This is a genomic window from Enterococcus sp. 3G1_DIV0629 (genome assembly GCF_002141285.1).
Taxonomy (GTDB): Bacteria; Bacillota; Bacilli; order Lactobacillales; family Enterococcaceae; genus Enterococcus_B; species Enterococcus_B lactis.
On sequence record NZ_NGLI01000001.1, the window covers coordinates 939071 to 960725 of the forward strand.

Here is a 21655-nt window from a genome sequence, read left to right on the forward strand (position 1 = left end):
TCTATCTAGAAAAAATCAATGGATTGATATTTAAGTAATTCAATACATATAAAAAGAGGACGATCGCATTCACTAAAAAGGAAAGAATGATGATCCCATAACGAATAGAAACATATTTAACAAATATTTCTGTCTGGACACGTGCATATTTTTTTCCTTTGTAGCTGATCATCATGATGAGAAGCAGAAGGGTGATCACACCTTGGAAAATCATTCCAACAAACAGGACTTCTGAACTTTGATGATTGTATTGGAGAAAGTAAGCTGCTGCCGCAACCAAATCGAATAAAATCGCAATAAATGGCAAAATAATCACTCCTAGCATTAAGAATACTTAAAAGAATAACATTTCTTCTAAAATAAGCAAGTAAAAAACAGTCAAGTTTCAAGTCAAGTAAATAAGAATAAATATATCATATTATTTATATTTTGAAGCTTGTGAGCGTCTATAATTCGTGCTATAGTTAAAAAGTAACTAAAATATATCTCATGATGATGTACCTTTAGCTCAGTTGGTTAGAGCAGACGGCTCATAACCGTCCGGTCGTAGGTTCGAGTCCTACAAGGTACATAAGAGGTTGTGAAAAAGCTGCCCTGCATCAAGTAATAAGAACAGCCAAGTAAAAACAGCTTCTTATGTTTTTTACTTGGTTGGACTTATTACCGCAGATGCAAGCTTTTGAACACCGTTTAAGGAAGAGGTTGTGAAACCAGCGTTTTGACCTGAGTATTAGAGAAACAAACGGAAAAATAGTTCCTCATATTTTGCCGTTTGTTAAGCTAATACCGAAGGTCAGCTGATTGAACACCGTTTAAGAAAGAGGTCGTGAGCCTCCCGTTTAACTCTGAGTCACAAGGAACAATTTCAATAAACAGCTTCTCATGTTTGTTGAATATTGTGACTTGTGGCCGAGGAGTTGGTAGGAGAACACCGTTTTCCAAGGTGGCATGAAAAAGCCGATCTACTTTTGTAGAAAAAGCACGTAAGACTGAAAACAGTTCTTCGTGCTTTTTCTTTTTTAGTTTGCTTGTTAAATGATAATAGAACTTATATAAAGAATAGACTGTAGCATACGTGTGACTGTCTATTTTTTAGGTTCGATGATTGAAACATTGAAATCTTTCAGAAGTTCCAAAGCAGCTTCTCCATGTTTTCTACTAGAAACTAACGTTGGATCAACAAAAAAGTCAGCTTCAGGGAACGCACTCTGCAAGCCTATCAGATTAGAGAGCACACATAAGTTTGTTTCGATCCCAACCACTTCGATCTCTTTTTGTTCTTCTTTGCTTTCAAACAAAGTCTCCTTGATTTCAGCTAAAGTTTCAGGGGGGATCGTAAAGTAATACTTTTTGATCACTCGTTCATTTTCTTGGGGAGAAAGAAGAGGGATCAATTGCAAATCTTCCCGTTCTTCTTCTTTGTCCTTCAGTTCGACTGGAATATCCCGTGTGAATAGAATATATTCCTTGTTTTTACGTGCTTTAGCTAATCGTTTAGCAATGCGTTCCGCCAATTGGCCTGATTCTGGAATATAAAATTCGCTGTTTGGATCAAGAATATGATTTTGCATATCGATAATAACTAACATTTTCTTTCCTCCTACGTTCATGACGTCATTTTTTTATTTTCAATAGAAGTTTTTTAAAATATAAGCAACCCCAGCTTCCTCATTTGTCAGCGTTACTTGGTTTGCAATTTCTTTTACTTGCCGCTGTGCATTCCCCATCGCAATACTCAACCCACTATAATTCAACATAGCAATGTCGTTTTCTTGATCGCCAAAAGCCATGATGTCACTCGACTCGATTCCAAGGTAATCCGCCAGAAAAACAAGTGAATGAGCTTTAGTGATACCTGTAGGCGTGATTTCTAAGAAATGTGGATCAGAGAATACTGAATTGATGCCGTCTGCTTGCAGATCTCTTTGTAGCTTCTGTAGTTTTTCTTCACTCTTATCTGTTAACGCTAATTTAAGATAGCTAAGAGAAGGATCTTCTAACATACTTAAAATTTGATCAAAAGAATGATTCTGCAGATTGAAATGTTCATAATAGGGGTCGTCTTTGACAAGATTTGATTCATCGAATGTCAGCTGATCATCTTGGGTTTCTCGGCTGGCAATAATTGAGATTTTTGCTTCTTGAGCATAGAAGAAGGCTCTTTTCAGAGTATCGATATCTATTTTCGAACGTCTGAGAACCTTTGCCATCTTTCCATCCTTCATTTCAGCAATCAGCGAACCATTGGAAGAAATCAAATAGCCGCCGATTCCTAATTCGGAAAAAATATCTTTAGCAGAAATGCTGTTCCTTCCTGTAGCTACTGTTACGATTCCGCCATTTTCATCAAATTTCCGAAGTGCTTGGATATTTTCTTCTGGTATCTTTCCATTTTGATCAAGCAAAGTACCGTCTAAATCAATCGCTGCTAGTTTCATTTTATCTTCCTACTTTCTTTTTACATATCTATTTTCCTGTTACCTTAAGATTAAATGAGAAATTAAAAAAATGAAACTAACTTGCTTTGCCGTTATGAATTTTTTCAAAAAACATTCTTAAGAAAAAGGTGGCTATATATAGTAGTTTTTGGTCAATACCTTTGAATAAAAAGCCATGAAAAACGAATAGTTAGCGCTTACCAATGCGTTTTGTAATAAAAAAATTTTAAAATATTCAATGAAAACAAAGCATATATTTTGCTTTAAAACCAAATGAGGAATATTCTAGATGTAGAACAGGTTAGAAAAAGATTAGAAAAAGGAGTGATTTTGATGGAGAAGAGATACGGCGTAGTTCCTGTGGTGACTGCTTCAGACGAAAATTATGCTCCTTACTTGAGCGTGATGATCGCAACTGCATTAGAAAATTGCAATAAAACAAGACGCATAAAATTTTATGTGATTGACGATGGTCTATCAGAATATAGTAAACAAGGATTGGAAGAAACGGTAAATAAATATTCAAGTAATGCAAGTATCCAATTCCTGACAGTGGAAAAAGATATCTACGAAGACTTCCTAGTCAGCGACCATATCACAACTACCGCTTACTTAAGAATTTCTTTACCCAACTTATTAGCTAAAGAGGATTATAAGAAAGTCCTTTACTTAGATTCAGATGTGTTAGTGCTAGACGATATCGTAAAACTATATGATGAACCATTAAATGGAAAAACGATCGGCGCCATTATCGATCCAGGACAAGTGAAAGCATTGGAAAGATTAGGAATAGATTCCAATGACTTGTACTTCAATTCAGGGGTGATGGTGATTGACATCGATCAATGGAATAAAAAAGAAATTACAGAAAAAACTATCCATTATTTAAGTGAAAATGGTGATCGAATCATTTATCACGATCAAGATGCTTTGAATGCTGTCCTTTATGAAGACTGGGAACAACTTCATCCAAAATGGAACATGCAGACTTCTTTGATTTTTGAACGACACCCAGCACCAAATGAAAAATATGAACGTCTGTATAAAGAAGGAAATGAAAAACCTTCGATCGTTCATTTTACAGGACATGATAAACCTTGGAATACGTTGAAAGATCATCCGTATACCAATTTATACTTAAAAAAATTAGCACACAGTACTCTAACGAAAGTAGGCGAGATCAATGAATAAAAAAGAAATAGCAGTAGTCGCAAGTTGTAACACAAAATTCGTACCGCATTTAGCTGCATTATTTGTCTCAGTATTAGATAATTGCAACCCGTCTAAATTTGTTCGGTTCTATGTGATTGACGACGATATCGATTTTGAAAGCAAACAGCTTTTACGCTTCTCAGTGAAAAATGCACGAATGAATTCGGATGTAGAATTTTTGAAAATCAATAAAGAATTCTTTACAAATGTAGTAATCAGCGATCGTATTCCAGAAACAGCTTATTACCGCATAGCGATTCCAGAATTGTTCCGCGGCACGGAAGTCGAACGTATCTTATATATGGATTGCGACATGATCGCTTTACAAAACATCTCTAAATTATGGCGTCTTGACTTCGGTGATTCAATCGTAGCAGCTGTTGAAGATGCTGGATTCCATCAACGATTAGAAAAAATGGAGATTCCAGCTAAATCAATGCGTTACTTCAACTCAGGATTGATGCTAATCAATGTGAAAAAATGGTTAGATGAAAATATTACGCAAAAAGTATTAGAATTCATCGAACATAATCCAGAAAAATTAAGATTCCATGACCAAGATGCATTAAATGCAATCTTGCATGATCGTTGGCTTCCGCTTCATCCGCGCTGGAATGCACAAGGCTATATCATGGCTAAAGCAAAGAAACATCCAACAGCAGCAGGTGAACGTGAATACGAAGAAACGCGCAACAATCCTTACATTATCCATTTCTCAGGACATGTGAAACCATGGAGCAAGGATTTTGAAGGACCAACGAAGAAATATTACGAAAAATATGCAGGGATGACGGCGTTCCGTTGTGTGGCTAAATTCCCTAAATATCCAAAATATGCAAAAGTTCAACAAAAAACAGACGTAGTTGTTAAATAATAGAAGACTACAACTGAACAGGGGGAGTAGGAATGGAAATTACAATGTCTAAAAATGCAGTAGAGACGTTAATCGAAAAAGTGGGGGAAAATACAAAAATCGCACTCGCTCTCATCAATGATTCCGATCCATTTTTAAGGGACAAAGGTGCTTTTGCAAAAGGCAGCTTTTTCCAAATCATTCCTTTTGTTTCGGAATTTGGAGAGTATGCAACAAAAATCGAGCATCCTTTATTGGAAATCTATACATCTAAAGTAGAACAAAGTTATTTCGGCAAACGATTGAACATGGACTTTAACAAACAGCTTGACAGCTTCTCATTAGAAAATGAAAATGCAGTACTCGATTATAATATTAAATTAAAAAACTGCTTCTTCAGCTAATCGTTTTTGAAAAGTCCAGAAAGGAGGTATACATTGAGATACTACTTTGTGGATGATGAAAAGAAAGTAACAGAAACAGATGAAAAAAAATACAACTGGCTTGTACTTGATAGTGCAAAGCCCGAAGAGATCCAGCAGGCAATCAAAGAATTCGAGCTTCCAGATGACATTTTCGTAGGCACGGAATATCCGGAAGAAGTTTCTCGGATGGAACGCCTTTATGAGACCAAATTAGCGCATCCATTTTCTTTGGTTGTAATCAATCTGGATCAGTCAGATAACCGTATCGAAAAAAAATTGACACCAATATCTTTTGTACTTTCCGATAATCTCTTGATTACTTGTATCGATAGAAAGACCGAGTTCGTGGATCGCTTGCTGACAAAGCATGGAGATCATTTAAACTCGTTTGAAAAGATCATCACGTATACATTACTGGATATTTATACCCATTACGTGAAAGAACTAAGAGAAATGAAGAAGCGAATTGACGCTTTGGATAAAGCAGCCCGTAAAACGACGGAGAATGAGGAACTGTATAAACAGGCAGATCTGGAAAGAGACATTGTGTATATCGATCATACCTTAAGAGATCAGCGGGAAACAATGGATCAATTATGGAATTCTGAAACGTTTATCAAACGTTTAGATGATGAACAGTTACTTTATGATGTTCATTTGAGACAGCGTCAAACAGAAAAAATGATTGAAATCTATCGAGACTTATTGGAGAGTATTGGAGATTTATTCAATGGGATGATGGACAATAATCTAAACCATATCATGAAATATCTAGATTCAGCTGCACTGATCATCTCCGTTCCGGCGTTGTTTGCAGGGCTTTGGGGAATGAATACAGGAGGATTACCGGGTAAAAGCTCTGCTTTAGGATTTATCCTCGTAGTATTCGGCTCTTTGATAGCAGCGGTGGTTTTAGGCTACCATCTATACCGAAAAGATTATACGAATTAAACAAACTATTTAAAACAGGTATCAAACAAAGAAATTTGTTTTGGCAATACAATTTAGAAAAAATTGGAGGAATACAGCAATGACAGAACCAAAATTAATCGACCCACGAAATCTGTACCATACGGAGAAATTTCCTAAGCAAGATCAGGATACGCCAGCTTTACAACAGAACATGATTCCTGTTCCTGATTGTGGTGAAGAATCCTATGAGGGCAATAATCAGCTGGAAAATCGCCGTGTACTAATCACTGGTGGCGATTCAGGGATCGGTCGAGCAGCAGCGATTGCATTTGCTAGAGAAGGTGCAGACATCGCTCTTCAATTCTTCCCAGGAGAAGAAAAAGATGCAGAAGAAGTAGCCAAATACGTCAAAGATGCAGGACGTAAGATCGTCTTACTCCCATTTGATCTTCGTGATGAACAAGCGCCTAAAGAAATCATTGAAAAGGCTGTAAGTGAGCTTGGCGGGCTAGATACGATGGTATTGAATGCAGGGCAGCAAATTTCTTGCCAATCCATTACTGAACTGCCACTTGAACAAATCAAAGACACATTCATGGTCAACATCATCGCTATGTTTGCTTTAGTGAAAGAAGCTGTTCCGCATATCCCAGCAGGAGGAGCAATTGTTACAACAACTTCTGTCCAAGCCTTCAATCCAAGTGAACATTTGTTGGATTATGCAGCAACAAAAGCTTCAATCGCTAACTTTACGATCGGCTTAGCAAAACAACTTGCTCCTAAGGGAATCCGTGTAAATGGTGTAGCACCTGGTCCAATCTGGACACCGCTACAACTAGACGAAGGTCAGCCTTCTGATTCGATTCCTGAATTTGGTCAGCAAAGTTTACTAGAACGTGCAGGTCAGCCAGGAGAATTAGCACCGGTCTATGTCTTCTTAGCATCAAATAAAGCAAGTTATGTCACAGCTCAAATTTACGGAGTAACTGGTGGAGAAGCGATCAACTTATAAAAAGTTGATCGTTTCACCCCTATGAGGAGGTGCGAAAATGAATAAAGGAGTAAAAACGCTTGGAGTGATCGGAACGTTACTTTTGCTATCTATACTCTTGTTTGCGATACTATTAAGTGCAGCTTATCCACTGCCTTTTCAATTAGAGAAGTTTCGATTCTTTTCCATCACTAATTCATATGTGCAACAATATGTATTCTGGCTTGCTGTTGCATTTGCTATTTTGACGATTATCACATTGCTTGTTTTCTTGTTTTATCCAAAAACGATCGGAACCTTTTTACTGAAACATGGTGATGGGGAGTTGACGTTGGATAAAAAAGCAATCGAAGGGATGGTTCGTTCTCACTTGCATGAAGATGAATTTATCCATTCACCAAAAGTAAATGTCAAAGCAACGAAAAACAAGATCGCCGTCAATGTAAAAGGGGAGTTGAAACGAACTTCAGCACTCATTGGTAAAACTGGAACATTGATGAAAGAAATCGAAAACGAAGTGCAACACATATTAGGCACAAAAGAGTCAGTGAAAGTATCGGTGAAATACACAGGCTTTGAAGAACCAGCTAAACGAAGCAATGACCGCAAACGAGTAGAATAGGGGGGAACCAAAAATGAAAGAACTATTTTCGACATACAAGCTCCCTATCATCTTTGGGGTACTTGGGTTGATATTAGCCGTTTTATGGATTACCGTCGGCTTTTTCAAGACTTTATTGATCTTGATCATGGCAGCTATCGGTGTCGCTATCGGTTTTTATTTGAAACAAACGAAAATTTTAGATCACTATTTTAAATCTTAGGAGGAAACATCCATGAATAACAATAACAAAAATAATAACAACAATAAAATGAACAACCAAAAACCAGTGTCTGCACATCCAGACCCAACGACACCAAACCAATCAAATGGTGTGAACGATGAAAAGAACAAAACAGCACCAGTATCTGCACATCCAGATCCAGTCGTGCCAAATGTTCAACAAGGTGTAGAAGAAAAGAAACATGACGCAGAAAAACATGCGCCTCATCATCCCGGCTCTCCAGAATCGAAAGTTCCAGAACAACATGATGCAATCGATCCTTCTAAACCATTAGAGGAACAAAAGCATCCTTCTGATCATGCGAAAGCACAAGAAAAACTTGGTTCTGAACACTCAAACGGACAAGGAAAATTTGGTTCACAACATACAAACGACCAAGAAAACCATGGCTCTGAGCAAGAAGATTCGATGCGCGGTGAGTTGAATTATGAAGATAAAGTGGTGCAAAAAATCATTGGAATCGCAATTGAACAAGTAGACGGCTTATTATCTGCAAACGGTGGTTTCTTCTCTAATGTGGCAGGAAAACTTGTGAATACAGATAATGTAACGGCTGGGATCGAAACAGAAGTCGGTAAAAAACAAGTAGCAGTTGACATGGATATCATTGTGGAATATGGCAAAGATATCGAAAAAATCTTTGAAGAAATGCAAGAAGTAATCGGCAAAGAAGTAAAAAATATGACACACTTAGACGTGATCGAAGTTAACGCTAACGTAGTGGACATCAAAACAAAAGAAGAATTTGAAAAAGATCAAGAAACGGTGCAAGACAAAGTAACTGACGTAGCGAAAAAAACCGGTGAATTTGCTTCTAATCAAACAGATAAAGTAAAATCGGCAGCTGGAAGCGGCGTTGAAAAAGTAAAAGAAAATACAGAACCACGCGTTCAGTAATAAGGAAGCAAAACATTAGGAGGAACGAAACATGGGATTTATTTGGTCACTTATCGTCGGAGGAATTATCGGAGCAATTGCAGGAGCAATCACGAATAAAGGTTCTTCGATGGGGATTATTGCAAATGTCGTAGCAGGTTTAGTTGGATCAGCACTTGGTCAAGCATTATTAGGTTCTTGGGGACCAAGTATTGCAGGAATGGCCATCGTACCATCATTGATTGGTGCCATCATTTTAGTACTGATTGTCTCATTCTTTGCTAGAAAACTGTAAAAAGACTTTTAATAAAGAGGTCGTGAAAAAGCTGTTCTGCATCAAGTAATAAGAACAGTCAAACAAAAATAGCTTCTCATATTTTTCGTTTGGTTGGACTTATTACCGCAGATGCAAGCTTTTGAACACCGTTTAAGAAAAAGAGGTCGTGATCCTGACGTTCAGCTACGAGTCACAAAGAACAATTTCAAAAAACAGCTTCTCATGTCTGATGAATATTGTGACTTGTGACCAAGGAGATGGTAGGAGAACACCGTTTATTCGGAATAAGGGCTGTGACAAGATTTTTGTCACAGCCCTTTATTTGTGTGGGTAAATTCCCAATTAGATTTTTAAAAGTTTTTTAAGGGGAAACCAATATATTGACCAGTTTTTCCTTAAATGTGTCTTTATTGGTACAGAGAAGCTTCTTTAATAAAACAATGTTTCCCTAAATTTTCTTGAGAGAGGGAAGGTGAACATACAAAATAGTACGACCGCTTGAAAGACCCAGATGATCCACAGATGGATCGTATGATACTGATGAAGTAAAAAGCAATGGATCAGAAACTCAAAGAGATTGAAAAAGAGAAGGAAGAAATAATATCTCTTTTTTACTCTTGTCTGTTTTAGCCAATAATAGCTCGTAAAGTAATCTAGGCAAACAAATAGAAGTAAACAAAGTTTCGTAAGAGCAGTAATCGTATCATGTTGCTCAGCTAGACGATTGACGAGCAGAAAGAATGTTGGTAATGGAATATAGATCACGAGTAATGAAAGAAAAAAGTAAACAATGAATGGCATACTATTCCTCCTAATTGTGTGAGTTCGCCCTCATTTTAAAATAACGATATTTGTTTGTGAAGCTTTTTCGTGTCGTAACAAAGGTTATCTAATGTATTTTTAAATAAATAATCATTATTATCAAATTAACGTTAAAAAGAAAAAAGAGTAGTGGATCGTTGTTATTCGAAACATTCTGTCAAAAACTCCATATTAAATGGGAAAAAGTGGCATTACATAATAGAAAGAACCCCTTTACAGTATAAATGTGGGAGTTTGCTCCCGCATAAAAACAAAAAGAAAGGAGTGGGAGACACCCAGTTACGATTATTGGGGAGAGAACTACATATTCAAAGATCGTAAGAAGGGGAACAGGAGCAATTCACGTACAATGCTGACCGTCAAGTTTGTCACAACAAATGATCGTTAGGTGTTTAGCAAAATCAATACTATTTGATCGATCAGACTTGTGTCAATTGAGCAAAAGCTACGGAGGTTAGAAACAAGTAAAACTATTTTTACACGATTTATTTATGTTTAAGACAAGAAAATAGCATACCTTCTTTGCTGACGGTTTAAAACAGACCGCTTTTGATCTGTATAGGAAAAATAAAGGAGGTAAAACGTTCATTGAAAAAAGTAAAAAAGCTATTAACTAGTACACTATCTTTGGGACTGGTTCTAGGGAATATGGGCGGTACCGTAGTAGAAGCCGCCTCTGCCTTACATTCGATCGAATTACCCGCATTAAGGCAATTGCGCCCTCAAGAAGAGAAAGAACAAGAAGAAACGAATGAAGAGGAAAATAAACCACGAGCATCTACCTTGCCACGATTACCCATAGAAACACAAGAAAAAGAAGAGTTACGAATGGAGAATGTCCTTCAGGAGTCACGACTAGCTAGATGGTCACGTGAAGAAATACAAGAAGAAGCATTTAATTTTGCTGCACGTTTGACCGAATATAGGTTGAATGAGGCAATGAAAAAACATAATCATTCTTTTATAAATGGGGAAATGATAGAAATTCGTTTTGTACCAAGTATGGAAGACATATTTAATATGCCAGAAGGTATTCGTCCTAATTTTCCTACTAATGCACTTTATGGTAATAATGCGTATATGGTGCCCCATGGTGTGAGTAGTGAGAGTAGTTCTTATACAGAAAGTGGGAATTGGAGATATAACTTTTCAAGCCGTGGTGGCGTTTCGGAAACTCAATCAATGGTTCTAACTAGAATAGGAAATCAACAAAATTTAGGCACAGAAACTATGGAACTATCGATAGTCGTTTGGCTAAATTTTAGTAGCTCCGGCGGAGACAGCGCAGTTTCTAGAAAAACAATAAACTTTCTTTCTGCAGCACAAGCCATGGGAGACATCAAAGTCGAAGCCAAAGCTGGCACACATAACTTATGGCAAGGTGATGCGGTACCAGATCCTGCTGATTATGTGACGATAGATACGAGTAATGTCAAATGGGATCTGAAAACAGAATGGGAAACTCCACCAAGAATGAATATAATAGGTGCTCAAAATACTAGAATCAAGGTAACAGAAGATAGATCGGGCAGAACGGCTACAGTAAATGTTCCAATAACTGTCCAATCAAGAGATTTACAAGTATTTGGGAAGACTGGTCCGCATTCCATTTACGTGAACGAAGCAATCCCTGATCCTGCTGACTATTTTGTCGTGAGAGATCCTCTTGAACAGACACATCAGTTAGAGTGGCTCAATGCTGATACGAGTTCAGCTGGTACGAAAACGTGGCAGGCAAAAGTAACGGCTACTGATGGACGTGAAGCCACTGGTTCCATCACGATGGATGTCCTTCCTCAACCAGAGGTAGAACTAAAATTGCAGGATGTGGAAGATCGACATCTAGGTGGAAATTATCCTACACTTTCCTCTTCATTCCGTGAATATATCCAAGAAGCGACGATGGAAGGGCAGAGGCTTAATATAGCTGATTTAGAGTTTGTCGCCGCTGAATCAACAGAGCCAGATTCTTCTATCGTAGGAGAACAACCGCTCAAACTGACTGTTCAAACGAGGCATCCCGTTACGAATCAGATAATCAAAGGAACAGCTGAAACGAAGGTCAATGTCCGTTGGGGGGACACGTTCTTACTGAAAGCCCATAATGGACAATCAGCCGGCGCATACGCCTTCCAGTTGAGAAATGGGAATAATGCTCGAATCGTGGCAACTCGAGGATTAGATTCTCCTCTTGATGAACGGATTGGTCTGGAAGATTCGTTGTATTACTCTATTGAGGTGCTACGAAATGATCGACAAGCTTATTACCATGAAGTGCCGGGGAGAGCTACTCTACAGCAAGTGATCACGACATTCGGAAATGGAAATGGATACCTTGATGTACAGTTGGGAGATATCATCAATATTCACCATCCACAAAAGAGTGCAGGAAGCTCAGTCTTGATGGTAGAAGAAAAAGAGCAAGATTTCACTTACGGAACAGATAATGCCTATTATCGTGTCACGGCTTTCGGATTTGAACCACTTCCTGTACTTCCTGATCCGGCAATCCAGCTGAAATTGAAGCCAATGGAAGACCGTACATTAGGAGAAACTTCTGCGTCACTTGCAAGTACGTTTAAAAATTATATCGAAGAAGCCACTTTTGAAGGGGAATCAGTTGCGGTCGATGATCTAGAATTCGTAGCAGCAGAATCGACAGAGCCGACGAATACGATCGCTGGCAAACAAGATATTCGGATCACCGTACAAGCGAAACACCCGATTTCAGGGGAGACGATCAAAGGAACAGCCGAAACATCGGTCAATTATCTTTGGGGAGATACGTTCATGATCAAGTCAAGCGAAGGTGGTTCAGCAGGAGCTTATTCCTTGCATCTGAGAAGTGGGAATGCAGCTAGATTAACCGTTACCAGTGGTTTGCCTTCAGCATTAGATGAACGGGTCAGTACGGAAGAATCGATGCACGCCTTGTATTACACTTTGGAAGTCCTGAGAAACAATCAGTCGGTTTACAATTATGAAGTGCTTGGTAGGGGTACCTTAAGACAAGTGATCGATAACTTTGGGAACGGGAATGGTTACTATGATGTACGATTGGATGATGTGATCAAGATCTATCATCCGCAGAAATCGCCAAACAGTTCAATTGTCATGATTGATGAAGAAGAACGGGATTTCACTTATGATTCCGAATATGCTTATTACAGAGTGACTGCATTCGGACTAGAACCGATTCCAGTGATGGAAGCAGAAGGGACTTCGCAAATGTTCTCTTTGAGGGATGACGTCAGCACGTTAGATGTCAAAGAACTAGTCAAAGATGTCACGATCAATCATCAAAGTATCTCAGAGGATCGTTACACGATCGAACAAGTGTCAGAGATTGACACAAGTACAACTGGAAAACGAACGACAAAAGTAAAGATTACGATGAATGATGGGTTAGCTGAAACCGAAATCGAAGTCCCTTATGAAGTACAGTGGGGAAGTACATTCGTTCTTCGAGGACTGGAAGAAATGACCGTCGGCGCGTTTAGTTTATTAAAAGAAGGCGATCAGTTCGCAATCCATGCTTCTCCTGGTTCAAGCAACACGGACTTGAATCGTCCAGTGAACAATCCGTTCGGCAGAGGAATCTATTATGCCATCGAAGTACTGGAAAACGACACGCGAAAATACAATTATGAAGTGACAGGGAATACCTTGATCCGTCAAGCAGTGAATGGATTCAATAGTGGGCAGCCGTTAGCAGTCAATGTAGGAGATACCATCAAAGTCTATCATGCGGAGACACAAGGAAGAAATCTTCTGATGATGGATGAAATGGTCAGAGATTACACTGGTGGTTCTAATTATGCCTATTATAAAGTAACAGAAGAAGGGTTTGAGCCGTTTACGGATATCAAGGCAGATCCGATTTCACAAGAACTGCTGTTAGGGCATGAGACGAATACAGTGAACCCGGCAGAATTGATCCAAAATGTGACTTTCAACGGACGTCCGCTAACGAGTGATCTTTATACGGTGGAACAATTGTCTAACTTTGATACAACAACTGTGGGAGAAAAAGGGGTTCGTGTGAGAGTAAGCACGACTGATGGTACTGGATTCACAGAAGTGAAGATACCATATGTAGTGAAATGGGGAAGCACGATCCGAGTCAAAAACAATGACGGCGCAACGATTGGCGCATTCAGCTTGATCAATCAGAAAAACCCAAACAATCAGAACAATCAGCTGATGATCCGAGCATCACAAGGCGTGGCGAATACAGAGTTGTCCAAAGTAGTGCATGATTACTCCGACCGCTCGATCTATTATCAATTCGATGTGATGAACAAAGATAATACCACTAGCAGGTTCACTTATGACGTAACAGGAAATCGGACGATCGAACAAGCATTGTCTCGATTCAACAGTGGGCAGCCATTGAATGTCAATGTGGGTGATATTATCAGAATCTATCATACAAAAGAGTTTAGACGAAATATGCTGATGGAAGATGAGCAGGAGAAGAACTTCACTTATGGTTCTCAATATGCTTATTATGAAGTCACAGAATATGGGTTCGAACCAAGCGGGAAAATTGATGTAGAAGCTAATAAAGTAGAAATTCCACGAGGTGCCACGGAACTAGATCTTAAATCATTTATCAAAAATGTAAAAGTAAATGACAAGGTCATTCCAGAAAATCTTTATACAGTCTCTTTAAATTCTGAAATCGACACATCAACTCCTGGTCGGAACAATGTCTCAGTCAATGTGACGACAGACAGTTCTTATGGCGGTTTTTCAACAGAATTGAATATGCCGTATGAAGTACGTGATCACACGACGAATTCCAGTACGAATGAATCGCAAAATAATCATACAAATAATGAAGGTACAAGCGGCAGTACGGAACGAAATGAAGGGACGACACCAAGTATCCAAGATGATCCAACAACAAGTGCAGATAATGAATCTTCACTGAATATGCCACAAACCAATGCAATTAGGAATACTGCATGGACATTGATTGGTATCGCGTTAGTAGCAGGCATAGGGGCGATTGTTATGAGAAGAAAAGCAAAAGAGAAAGCTGAAAATCAATAACCGTTTTTTGCTTAAGTAAGAAAAAATAGTTCTCAAAGCTCCAATTTCTAAAGCAGATACACGATATAATATAATCACAAGCACTCAATAAGGGAAACCGACATTGAGTGCTTTTACATTTATCTATCAGGATGTATCAAAAGAATTTTGTTAGAAAGGGGTGGAAACATGTTGAATCTTCTCTCAAAAAAATTACAACGTCAGTTGAATCTGTTAGAAATACTATTCGAGGGGGAACGTTGCCGCCTTAGTCAATTGGAAAAAAGATTGGCAAGTTCTGGAAAAACATTGCGGAACGATTTTATGGAAATCAATACATATTCTTCCGATATCCAAATCGTCACTGATCGGGATGCTGGTGTGACAGCTATGTTTTCACCTGCCTTCACAAAAGATCATATTTATCAAATCGTGATCTCCCAATCTACTGAATATAAATATTTAGAAACCATACTGCTACATCCAAAAGAGAATTATTTAGAATTAGCAGAGTATCTGTTTATTTCAGAAAGTACATTGCGAAGAATCGTAAAGAAAATCCAATCAAAATTAAAAAAATACGATTTGAGGATCAAAGGGTTGACTCGGATTGTCGGAGAGGGTCAGGTGATCGACGGTCTTACAGCTCGTTTGTTGATGGAAAAATATCCTTCTCCTGCTAGTATTTTTAATCGTTCTTTTAGCGAGGCAACTTATGATGTAGTCATCCTATTTTTAAAAGAAAACCAGCTATATGAGGTAGCAAAAAATGATCCGAAAACCTTATGTTTTTTACATTTTTTTATTGCTTGTCGTATACAACGATTCAACAAAAATAAAAGGGGATTGGAGCAAAAAAAAATCAGCTGTTTCACCTTTTCATTCTTGGAAAAAAATCACTTGAACCATTTTTCTTTGCCACGGGAAGAAAAAGTCTGGCAGTGGATATTTGATACAGAAGTCATTCATACTGCTTTGAAAATAAGAAATGCAAGCGAGCAAAGAGAGTATCATTTTTGTATCAGTCATTGTTTAATGACATGGATAGATTGCTTGGGAAAAAAATATCAGTTGGAATGTGAGAACAAAGATCTGATCGTTCAACGATGTAAAGAGATACTGACACAACCACGATTTCCAGAATATATCCTAAATGATCCAAGCCAGACAACGATAGTCGATCCGCCGATTTTAGCCTGTTTATATGAAGAATTAAAGGGAAGGATGGTAGATGACTGCAGAGAAAAAGGATACGTCATTCCTGAACTTGATTCATTTGTTCGCCATGCTATCTTAGAAATTCTTTTCGACTGGCCATTATTGCTATCATACATTGAAGGGAAAGAAAATAAATTAAAAGCAGTGATAGTCACAAATACAAGAAAACAACAAGCGAATGACATAGCAAAAAGATTGCAAGAAAAATTGGGAGATTATTATCAATTTGGTGTTCTTCCAAACTTTTATCAGAAAGAAACGAATTTATACTATCCGGATATCGATTGTATCCTTACGAATGCGATGATGGAGGAGGAGACAAACATTCCGATCTTCGGTATTTCTCTATTTCCAAATCAACGTGAGATCCAAAATCTTCTTCAATTTTATCAGGAGAAGTACCAAGTAGTAGAAGAAAAGTCTCTCTACGTGTAAATACATATCTATAGACATCAAGATATTCCATCAAAATAAAAAATCTGAGTAATAGATGTAATGACCGCTAAAAGTCTCATACATCTATTATTCAGATTATTTTTTTACTGATTGTTATGTTTTATATTCATTTTTTTGGTATAGGATCGAGGTCTTTTTGATAACTTAACAAATCTCCTGGTTGACACTCTAATACTTCACAGATTTTTTCGAGGGTAGAAAAACGGATAGCTTTTGCTTTTCCGGTTTTTAGAATAGAGATATTTGCCATCGTAATACCCACTTTTTCACTCAATTCTGTTACACTCATCTTTTTTTGAGCCAATACTACATCTAGATTAACGATAATAGCCATGTCGCACCTCACACTGTCAAGTCATGATCTGTCTTAAGTAAAATCGCATGTTCGAGCAGATTTTCCAACACGCTTGTCAAAGTATATACGGCAAAAGGAATGAATACGACAGCAATTCCCACCAACATCAAACCAGGAGCATCATCTAAATCTGCCACTTTCAAAAATTTAGGAAGCAAGCCGAAAAAGGCAAAACCAATAATCAGAATCGTTCGTTCGATTTTTTTTAGAATGTCTAAGCTTTGATTAGAAAAGGCCTGGTTTTCTTCGATTTGTTTCAACAGCCTCAATAAGAAATAAGCAATAATAATCCCTAAGAGAAGGGCGAAGTAGATGACAGAAACGAATAAAGTCGTCTGCCAATCAAAAGTGAATCCTTTTTCGCTTGTAGCAATCTGAGTATAAAAAAGTATACCGAATAAAATAAATACGGCACTTATACCTAAAACAACAAACTTTAATAATAATGTTTTTAATTTCATTTTTATCCCTCTTTTATCTTTGATAGCTAAAATATAGCAGAATAATTATTGAAAAGCAATTACTTTTTATCGAAAAACAATAAATTTTTGTCGTTTTTAGTAAATATGATTTTATAGTATTTGAGAGTTTTAATTGAAGTTAGCATTTGCTTCTTTTTAATTTATAAGGAAACTTTTAAATATGTTATTTACAAATAGTTAGTAAACTATGTTACAATTTTTATGGGGAAAAACTTAAAAAATAAATTTTTTTATTCATAATTGCTGTTTATTTTGTTATGTAAAACATGCATAAAGTGAGGTTCTAAAATTGAATATTTTACAGTTAAGTTATTCTCTACTCATATCAGGGCAGCTGATGACGATGTTTGTTGGATTGGGCTATTTGAACAAGAAACTAAGAAATAAAAAGTATGCTTTATTATCAATCTTGGTTATCCTATTGATATCGGTACTTTATCAATGGATAAATGTAATTGCCACTGGTTTGGTATGGCTAGTCATGTGTACTCTCGTGATTTATCATGAAGAGATGCTTCAATCAGCTTTATTCTATGCTTCGTTATCTATTATCCTGCTTATTTTTTCTAATTATCTGATTTACGTTATCTTAAAATCATTATCTATAATGATGAATGATTTGGGTATGTGTTTTTTATCAATTATTTTATATTTATGTTTAGCATTTTATTTAAGGAATTATATATTGAAAAAAGCACCCCTTGAATCGATGATATATGATATTAGTAAGTATACTGTTATTGCTACGTTTTTGATTTATTTCATTTTTCTTATGATTGAACGCTTTTCAGATGTAGACTGTTTTATGAAGGGTGCTCATGGAATTTTTATGCTGGCATATAGCCTTTTTGCTGTTCTTATCAGCTTTTTAGCTGTTTATATAAAAAAGGCAGAGTATAAAAGTAAAGAAGAAAAGAACCGAATGGAATATCTTATCGAATACAGTGAGCAAATCGAAAAAAGTTATATGGAAATACGTAAGTTCAAGCACGACTACAAAAACATACTGGTTTCTATGGAAAATTATATCCAAAGTAATGATATAGATGGGATGAAACATTTTTTTTACTCCCATATCAAGGAAACTGGAACTCTTTTTGATCAGGAATTATTAGAAATGTCACCGATAAGAAATCTTGAAGTCAAGGAAATAAAAAGTATCGTTTTGAGCAAGTTGTATCTAGCTCATGAAAAAGGAATAGAAATAGACGTAAATGTGCCACAAAAATTGGATTCTTTCCCCGTTCCTTCTGTCATGCTAGTTCGGATGCTGGGGATCATACTAGATAATGCAGTTGAAGAATCTTCTATTATAGATAAGCCGAAAATCTTGTTTGCCGGATTGAGACAAGAAGAAGCGATAACCTTTATTATTGCCAATAAATGTCGTTCTGATATACCTGATTTACATGTATTAAAGAAAAAATCTTATTCATCAAAAGGGAAAGAACGTGGGATTGGTCTAAGCAATCTTGATGAATTAGTTCAGTTGAATAAAAATGTGTACTTAGATACTAAAATCGAAGAAGGGCAGTTTATTCAAATACTGACAATTTGGGAGGGGTAAAATCTTTATGTTGAAAATTTTTGTTTGCGAAGATGACGGAGCATTTAGATTGAAATTAGCAAAGATGATCCAAAATTATTTAATGATGCAAGATTATGACATCAAATTTCAAATGGATACCTCGGACCCGGAAGTGCTGCTTTCATATATACGTTCAAATAAAACAGAAGGCATCTATTTTTTAGATATTGACTTAAGTGCCAATATGAATGGAATCAATCTAGCCGCTACGATTAGAGAATACGATCCACTAGCAAAAATTATTTTTGTGACCAGTTACACAGATTTAGCTTATCTCACTTTTTTATATAAAGTAGAAGCAATGGATTATATTGTGAAGGGGAACGATACACTGCTGCAAGAAAGCGTGACAAAATGTATCGATGTGGCTAACCAAAGATATCTTGATACAATTTTACCTACAAGAGAACAGATTCGTATTAAGAGTGGACCAATCAATACAAAATTGTTCGTAGACGAAATCTTATTTTTTGAATCCAGTCCTGTTCCTCACAAAGTGATCGTTCATCTTGAAAATCGAATGCTAGAATATAATGGAAAAATCAAAGAGATCGAATCGTTTAGCCCGAGCTTTTACCGTTGCCATCAATCGTTTGTTGTAAATGTGGATAATATTTGTTCCATCAACAAGAAGGAAAGAACGATCCTTATGTCTAACGGAGAAAAGTGTCTTGTTTCCACCCGAAGTTTAAAAAAATTATTGATTGCATTTAGCAAAGGAGCGTGACGAATGTCACGTTCTTTTTTTATAGAATATTTTAGATCTAAAGAATATAAGGGGGTTATTAAGAAAGATAACACTGCAGTTATGTAAAAAAAACGCGCACTTTTTACTTTTTAATATATGCATCCTTATTTTTAGTATAATCAAAAGTGAGAAAGGGGTAAACGATATGCCAAATGAATATCTGTCTCTTGAAGAGAAGCTGTCAAGCAAGATGAGCAGAAAACTCGGGGAGAAATATGGGTTAACAGAACTGGATGAAGCAAAAGTCAACTATGGATTAGCGATCCTGTTCATTAATCTTTTCAAGTTCATGCTTATTTACGTATCAGCGTTTTTCTTACATAGCATTTTTGCTGTGATCACCACTCATTTGTCTTTTATTGCTGTACGAAGATATGCAAAAGGATATCATGCAAGCCGAAGCATGGCCTGCACGCTCTATAGTATGGGATTATTGGTGGCGCTGCCTGTTTTGGCTAATCATTACAATTTGGAACTTACACGCTACGAATATTTCATCGGAGCAGCTATTCTTAGTATGGTTTTAGGAATTATTGGTTCCTTTATCGCACAAGACCAACAAAAAAGAAGAAGCGTAAGAAACAAACTAGTGATAACAGGAATAAGCCTCACGCTGATCGGTTCAGTGATTCCAGCAAATGATTCAAGAGTCATGATATTACTGGGTATGTTGACCGCAATCTTACTTGTATTCATTCCAAAAAAAGAAAGGAAGATCATCAAATGAAACACACACAAACTAAATTTAGTCTCTCACATGCAATCACAACAATTGCTATCAGCGTTGCCGAAAAGGCTGTAATAAGCGGAAGTACCTGTATTGGTTTAGTTTATGAACCAAAAGTACCAGAGGCATTGAAAAAAGAAGTAGAAAAATAAGTAAAAATAAAATGGATTGCCGAATAAAAAGTACCGTAAGTCCTAAAAACTGTGCCAACAGATCGTTGGCACAGTTTTATTTTTTTCGATAGTTTTGTAACAAAAATACAAAGATGAAAAAGAATAAAGATTCCCATAGTGTAGTAGTCCAGCTGAATTCTTTACTGATACCAAATACCATATTTCCAAGATTTGATACAATCAAATAGCCAATCGTTATGATCAATGAATAATACAATCTTTTCATCATAGGACATACCTCGTTTTTATTTATAAGAATAGTATAAACCAAAGAAGAAAATAAGAAAAATGATAATAGAAAATAAAGTAAAAACGCAATAAAGTAACTTAAGTTATTTTATTGCGTTTTTTTCTTCACTGAAAAATTTTAATAAATAAATAGAATTTTGTAATAATAACTGAGCATAATCTTTGCAATTTTTAATCTTGAATAATATCCTTTAAGTATAGCCAGCAATCAAAAAGAAATAGAGAATAAGTGATCAGTTGTTATTTCAGTATCCGACAGACGATAAAACGCCGTTATGATCCAACAACGTTTGGTAGCGCTTTATTTACTGGTGCTAAGCTAACCATTTGCTCTTTATACTGTGATTGTCGGTAGAGTTATTTACAGGGTAAAAATAAGTTTATAGGAGGTGGAAAATGAATAAGGGGTTAAAAATAATCGGTGTTATCATGAGTTTGCTGCTACTTTCAGTATTTCTAGCGATTGCGTTAATCAATGCGCCGTATATTATGCCTGAACAATTGGAACGATTTCGCTTCTTTACCTTAACGAATTACTACATGCAACAATATATTTTCTGGGCAGCTGTAGTATTTGCCGTTCTTGCTATTATCATCTTGCTAGTCGTTCTTTTCTATCCAAAATCAAGAGGAACTTTCGTTATGAAACGGGAAGATGGCAAATTGACGATCGACAAAAAAGCGATTGAAGGGCTGGTACGTTCCCATTTACACGAAGAAGAGTTCATTCATTCACCTAAAGTACGGATACGTTCAACGAAAAATCGAATCCATATCCATGTTAACGGAGACTTGAAGCGAACTTCTTCATTAGTGGGGAAAACAGGTGTACTGATGCAAGACATCGAAGAAGAAGTGACTAGAGTACTTGGAACAAAAGAAACAGTCAGAGTAGCAGTCACATACAGCGGTTATGAAGAACAAGAAGATACAAGAGACTACAAGCACTCTCGAGTGGAATAGGAGGGCCA

The 21655-nt window shown here is 36.8% G+C and carries 23 protein-coding genes and 1 tRNA gene; 17 read left to right on the forward strand and 7 right to left on the reverse strand.

Features of this window, described 5'->3' with window-relative positions; translation table 11 throughout:
* Position 1: 1 nt before the first annotated feature.
* Positions 2 to 325, reverse strand: a complete 324-nt coding sequence (locus A5816_RS04825; RefSeq protein ID WP_002374663.1) for a hypothetical protein — start codon at positions 323 to 325, stop codon at positions 2 to 4.
* A gap of 172 nt (positions 326 to 497) precedes the next feature.
* On the opposite strand from A5816_RS04825, the gene A5816_RS04830 reads away from it, so the two are divergent.
* Positions 498 to 571, forward strand: a tRNA-Ile gene (locus A5816_RS04830).
* Positions 572 to 1085: 514 nt separating this feature from the next.
* Here A5816_RS04830 and A5816_RS04835 read toward each other — a convergent pair.
* Both A5816_RS04835 and A5816_RS04840 read right to left on the reverse strand, forming a co-directional pair.
* Positions 1086 to 1589, reverse strand: coding sequence for an isochorismatase family cysteine hydrolase (locus tag A5816_RS04835; protein WP_086310854.1), 504 nt, complete (start codon positions 1587 to 1589; stop codon positions 1086 to 1088).
* Between the two features lie 39 nt (positions 1590 to 1628).
* Positions 1629 to 2438 (reverse strand): Cof-type HAD-IIB family hydrolase, encoded by an 810-nt coding sequence (locus A5816_RS04840; RefSeq protein WP_086310855.1) that lies wholly within the window; start codon positions 2436 to 2438, stop codon positions 1629 to 1631.
* Positions 2439 to 2771: 333 nt separating this feature from the next.
* Here A5816_RS04840 and A5816_RS04845 point away from each other — a divergent pair, with 333 nt between their 5' ends.
* The 9 genes from A5816_RS04845 to A5816_RS04885 all read left to right on the forward strand — a co-directional run bounded on the left by A5816_RS04845 (position 2772) and on the right by A5816_RS04885 (position 8847).
* Positions 2772 to 3629 (forward strand): glycosyltransferase family 8 protein, encoded by an 858-nt coding sequence (locus A5816_RS04845; RefSeq protein WP_010732559.1) that lies wholly within the window; start codon positions 2772 to 2774, stop codon positions 3627 to 3629.
* Positions 3622 to 4524, forward strand: coding sequence for a glycosyltransferase family 8 protein (locus tag A5816_RS04850; RefSeq protein ID WP_086310856.1), 903 nt, complete (start codon positions 3622 to 3624; stop codon positions 4522 to 4524). Before A5816_RS04845 ends, A5816_RS04850 begins: the two co-directional genes overlap by 8 nt.
* A 32-nt stretch (positions 4525 to 4556) precedes the next feature.
* The gene (locus tag A5816_RS04855; RefSeq protein ID WP_002374667.1) at positions 4557 to 4907 is read left to right on the forward strand and encodes an iron-sulfur cluster biosynthesis family protein; all 351 of its coding nucleotides are present in this window, start codon (positions 4557 to 4559) and stop codon (positions 4905 to 4907) included.
* A gap of 48 nt (positions 4908 to 4955) precedes the next feature.
* On the forward strand, positions 4956 to 5879 hold the full coding sequence (locus A5816_RS04860) for a magnesium transporter CorA family protein (protein ID WP_002374669.1): 924 nt from the start codon (positions 4956 to 4958) through the stop codon (positions 5877 to 5879).
* 79 nt (positions 5880 to 5958) lie between these two features.
* Positions 5959 to 6852 (forward strand): SDR family oxidoreductase, encoded by an 894-nt coding sequence (locus A5816_RS04865; protein WP_002291266.1) that lies wholly within the window; start codon positions 5959 to 5961, stop codon positions 6850 to 6852.
* Positions 6853 to 6889: 37 nt separating this feature from the next.
* Positions 6890 to 7453, forward strand: coding sequence for an alkaline shock response membrane anchor protein AmaP (gene amaP / locus A5816_RS04870; protein WP_002291268.1), 564 nt, complete (start codon positions 6890 to 6892; stop codon positions 7451 to 7453).
* 13 nt (positions 7454 to 7466) lie between these two features.
* Complete coding sequence (locus A5816_RS04875; protein ID WP_002291274.1) at positions 7467 to 7655, forward strand: DUF2273 domain-containing protein; 189 nt, start codon at positions 7467 to 7469, stop codon at positions 7653 to 7655.
* Positions 7656 to 7667: 12 nt separating this feature from the next.
* The gene (locus tag A5816_RS04880; protein WP_086310857.1) at positions 7668 to 8573 is read left to right on the forward strand and encodes an Asp23/Gls24 family envelope stress response protein; all 906 of its coding nucleotides are present in this window, start codon (positions 7668 to 7670) and stop codon (positions 8571 to 8573) included.
* Between the two features lie 31 nt (positions 8574 to 8604).
* The gene (locus A5816_RS04885) at positions 8605 to 8847 is read left to right on the forward strand and encodes a GlsB/YeaQ/YmgE family stress response membrane protein (RefSeq protein WP_002291278.1); all 243 of its coding nucleotides are present in this window, start codon (positions 8605 to 8607) and stop codon (positions 8845 to 8847) included.
* 411 nt (positions 8848 to 9258) lie between these two features.
* Here A5816_RS04885 and A5816_RS04895 read toward each other — a convergent pair whose 3' ends face one another.
* Positions 9259 to 9630 carry a hypothetical protein gene (locus tag A5816_RS04895; RefSeq protein ID WP_086310858.1) on the reverse strand — a complete coding sequence of 124 codons (372 nt, stop codon included), beginning with the start codon at positions 9628 to 9630 and terminating at the stop codon, positions 9259 to 9261.
* A 609-nt stretch (positions 9631 to 10239) separates the two neighbouring features.
* Here A5816_RS04895 and A5816_RS04900 point away from each other — a divergent pair.
* Positions 10240 to 14709: an LPXTG cell wall anchor domain-containing protein gene (locus tag A5816_RS04900; RefSeq protein ID WP_086310859.1), complete on the forward strand. Its 4470-nt coding sequence runs from the start codon at positions 10240 to 10242 to the stop codon at positions 14707 to 14709.
* 168 nt (positions 14710 to 14877) lie between these two features.
* The gene (locus A5816_RS04905) at positions 14878 to 16341 is read left to right on the forward strand and encodes a helix-turn-helix domain-containing protein (protein WP_086310860.1); all 1464 of its coding nucleotides are present in this window, start codon (positions 14878 to 14880) and stop codon (positions 16339 to 16341) included.
* A gap of 127 nt (positions 16342 to 16468) precedes the next feature.
* Here A5816_RS04905 and A5816_RS04910 read toward each other — a convergent pair whose 3' ends face one another.
* Together A5816_RS04910 and A5816_RS04915 are read right to left on the reverse strand one after the other, a co-directional pair.
* Positions 16469 to 16696 (reverse strand): helix-turn-helix transcriptional regulator, encoded by a 228-nt coding sequence (locus A5816_RS04910; protein WP_086310861.1) that lies wholly within the window; start codon positions 16694 to 16696, stop codon positions 16469 to 16471.
* 8 nt (positions 16697 to 16704) lie between these two features.
* Positions 16705 to 17178 carry a DUF2975 domain-containing protein gene (locus tag A5816_RS04915; protein WP_002306633.1) on the reverse strand — a complete coding sequence of 158 codons (474 nt, stop codon included), beginning with the start codon at positions 17176 to 17178 and terminating at the stop codon, positions 16705 to 16707.
* A gap of 310 nt (positions 17179 to 17488) precedes the next feature.
* Between A5816_RS04915 and A5816_RS04920 the strand changes: the two genes are divergently transcribed.
* The 4 genes from A5816_RS04920 (at position 17489) to A5816_RS04935 (ending at position 20414) form a co-directional block, all read left to right on the forward strand.
* Complete coding sequence (locus tag A5816_RS04920; RefSeq protein ID WP_086310862.1) at positions 17489 to 18766, forward strand: GHKL domain-containing protein; 1278 nt, start codon at positions 17489 to 17491, stop codon at positions 18764 to 18766.
* A gap of 7 nt (positions 18767 to 18773) precedes the next feature.
* Positions 18774 to 19514: a LytTR family DNA-binding domain-containing protein gene (locus A5816_RS04925; protein WP_002374684.1), complete on the forward strand. Its 741-nt coding sequence runs from the start codon at positions 18774 to 18776 to the stop codon at positions 19512 to 19514.
* Positions 19515 to 19680: 166 nt separating this feature from the next.
* Positions 19681 to 20262: an accessory gene regulator B family protein gene (locus tag A5816_RS04930; RefSeq protein ID WP_086310863.1), complete on the forward strand. Its 582-nt coding sequence runs from the start codon at positions 19681 to 19683 to the stop codon at positions 20260 to 20262.
* The gene (locus A5816_RS04935; RefSeq protein ID WP_002291297.1) at positions 20259 to 20414 is read left to right on the forward strand and encodes a cyclic lactone autoinducer peptide; all 156 of its coding nucleotides are present in this window, start codon (positions 20259 to 20261) and stop codon (positions 20412 to 20414) included. The genes A5816_RS04930 and A5816_RS04935 overlap by 4 nt, the downstream gene beginning before the upstream one ends.
* Positions 20415 to 20490: 76 nt before the next feature.
* Here A5816_RS04935 and A5816_RS16230 read toward each other — a convergent pair whose 3' ends face one another.
* Complete coding sequence (locus tag A5816_RS16230) at positions 20491 to 20664, reverse strand: hypothetical protein (protein ID WP_002291299.1); 174 nt, start codon at positions 20662 to 20664, stop codon at positions 20491 to 20493.
* A gap of 416 nt (positions 20665 to 21080) precedes the next feature.
* Between A5816_RS16230 and amaP (A5816_RS04945) the strand changes: the two genes are divergently transcribed.
* Positions 21081 to 21647 carry an alkaline shock response membrane anchor protein AmaP gene (gene amaP, locus A5816_RS04945; protein ID WP_086310864.1) on the forward strand — a complete coding sequence of 189 codons (567 nt, stop codon included), beginning with the start codon at positions 21081 to 21083 and terminating at the stop codon, positions 21645 to 21647.
* Positions 21648 to 21655: the final 8 nt, after the last annotated feature.

Bases quoted from the DNA above. Each gene is read 5' to 3' on its own strand.
- A5816_RS04825 (WP_002374663.1), bottom strand. From the start codon at position 325: ATGCTAGGAGTGATTATTTTGCCATTTATTGCGATTTTATTCGATTTG.
- A5816_RS04835 (WP_086310854.1), bottom strand. From the start codon at position 1,589: ATGTTAGTTATTATCGATATGCAAAATCATATTCTTGATCCAAACAGC.
- A5816_RS04840 (WP_086310855.1), bottom strand. From the start codon at position 2,438: ATGAAACTAGCAGCGATTGATTTAGACGGTACTTTGCTTGATCAAAAT.
- A5816_RS04845 (WP_010732559.1), top strand. From the start codon at position 2,772: ATGGAGAAGAGATACGGCGTAGTTCCTGTGGTGACTGCTTCAGACGAA.
- A5816_RS04850 (WP_086310856.1), top strand. From the start codon at position 3,622: ATGAATAAAAAAGAAATAGCAGTAGTCGCAAGTTGTAACACAAAATTC.
- A5816_RS04855 (WP_002374667.1), top strand. From the start codon at position 4,557: ATGGAAATTACAATGTCTAAAAATGCAGTAGAGACGTTAATCGAAAAA.
- A5816_RS04865 (WP_002291266.1), top strand. From the start codon at position 5,959: ATGACAGAACCAAAATTAATCGACCCACGAAATCTGTACCATACGGAG.
- amaP (WP_002291268.1), top strand. From the start codon at position 6,890: ATGAATAAAGGAGTAAAAACGCTTGGAGTGATCGGAACGTTACTTTTG.
- A5816_RS04875 (WP_002291274.1), top strand. From the start codon at position 7,467: ATGAAAGAACTATTTTCGACATACAAGCTCCCTATCATCTTTGGGGTA.
- A5816_RS04880 (WP_086310857.1), top strand. From the start codon at position 7,668: ATGAATAACAATAACAAAAATAATAACAACAATAAAATGAACAACCAA.
- A5816_RS04885 (WP_002291278.1), top strand. From the start codon at position 8,605: ATGGGATTTATTTGGTCACTTATCGTCGGAGGAATTATCGGAGCAATT.
- A5816_RS04895 (WP_086310858.1), bottom strand. From the start codon at position 9,630: ATGCCATTCATTGTTTACTTTTTTCTTTCATTACTCGTGATCTATATT.
- A5816_RS04905 (WP_086310860.1), top strand. From the start codon at position 14,878: ATGTTGAATCTTCTCTCAAAAAAATTACAACGTCAGTTGAATCTGTTA.
- A5816_RS04910 (WP_086310861.1), bottom strand. From the start codon at position 16,696: ATGGCTATTATCGTTAATCTAGATGTAGTATTGGCTCAAAAAAAGATG.
- A5816_RS04915 (WP_002306633.1), bottom strand. From the start codon at position 17,178: ATGAAATTAAAAACATTATTATTAAAGTTTGTTGTTTTAGGTATAAGT.
- A5816_RS04925 (WP_002374684.1), top strand. From the start codon at position 18,774: ATGTTGAAAATTTTTGTTTGCGAAGATGACGGAGCATTTAGATTGAAA.
- A5816_RS04930 (WP_086310863.1), top strand. From the start codon at position 19,681: ATGCCAAATGAATATCTGTCTCTTGAAGAGAAGCTGTCAAGCAAGATG.
- A5816_RS04935 (WP_002291297.1), top strand. From the start codon at position 20,259: ATGAAACACACACAAACTAAATTTAGTCTCTCACATGCAATCACAACA.
- A5816_RS16230 (WP_002291299.1), bottom strand. From the start codon at position 20,664: ATGATGAAAAGATTGTATTATTCATTGATCATAACGATTGGCTATTTG.
- amaP (WP_086310864.1), top strand. From the start codon at position 21,081: ATGAATAAGGGGTTAAAAATAATCGGTGTTATCATGAGTTTGCTGCTA.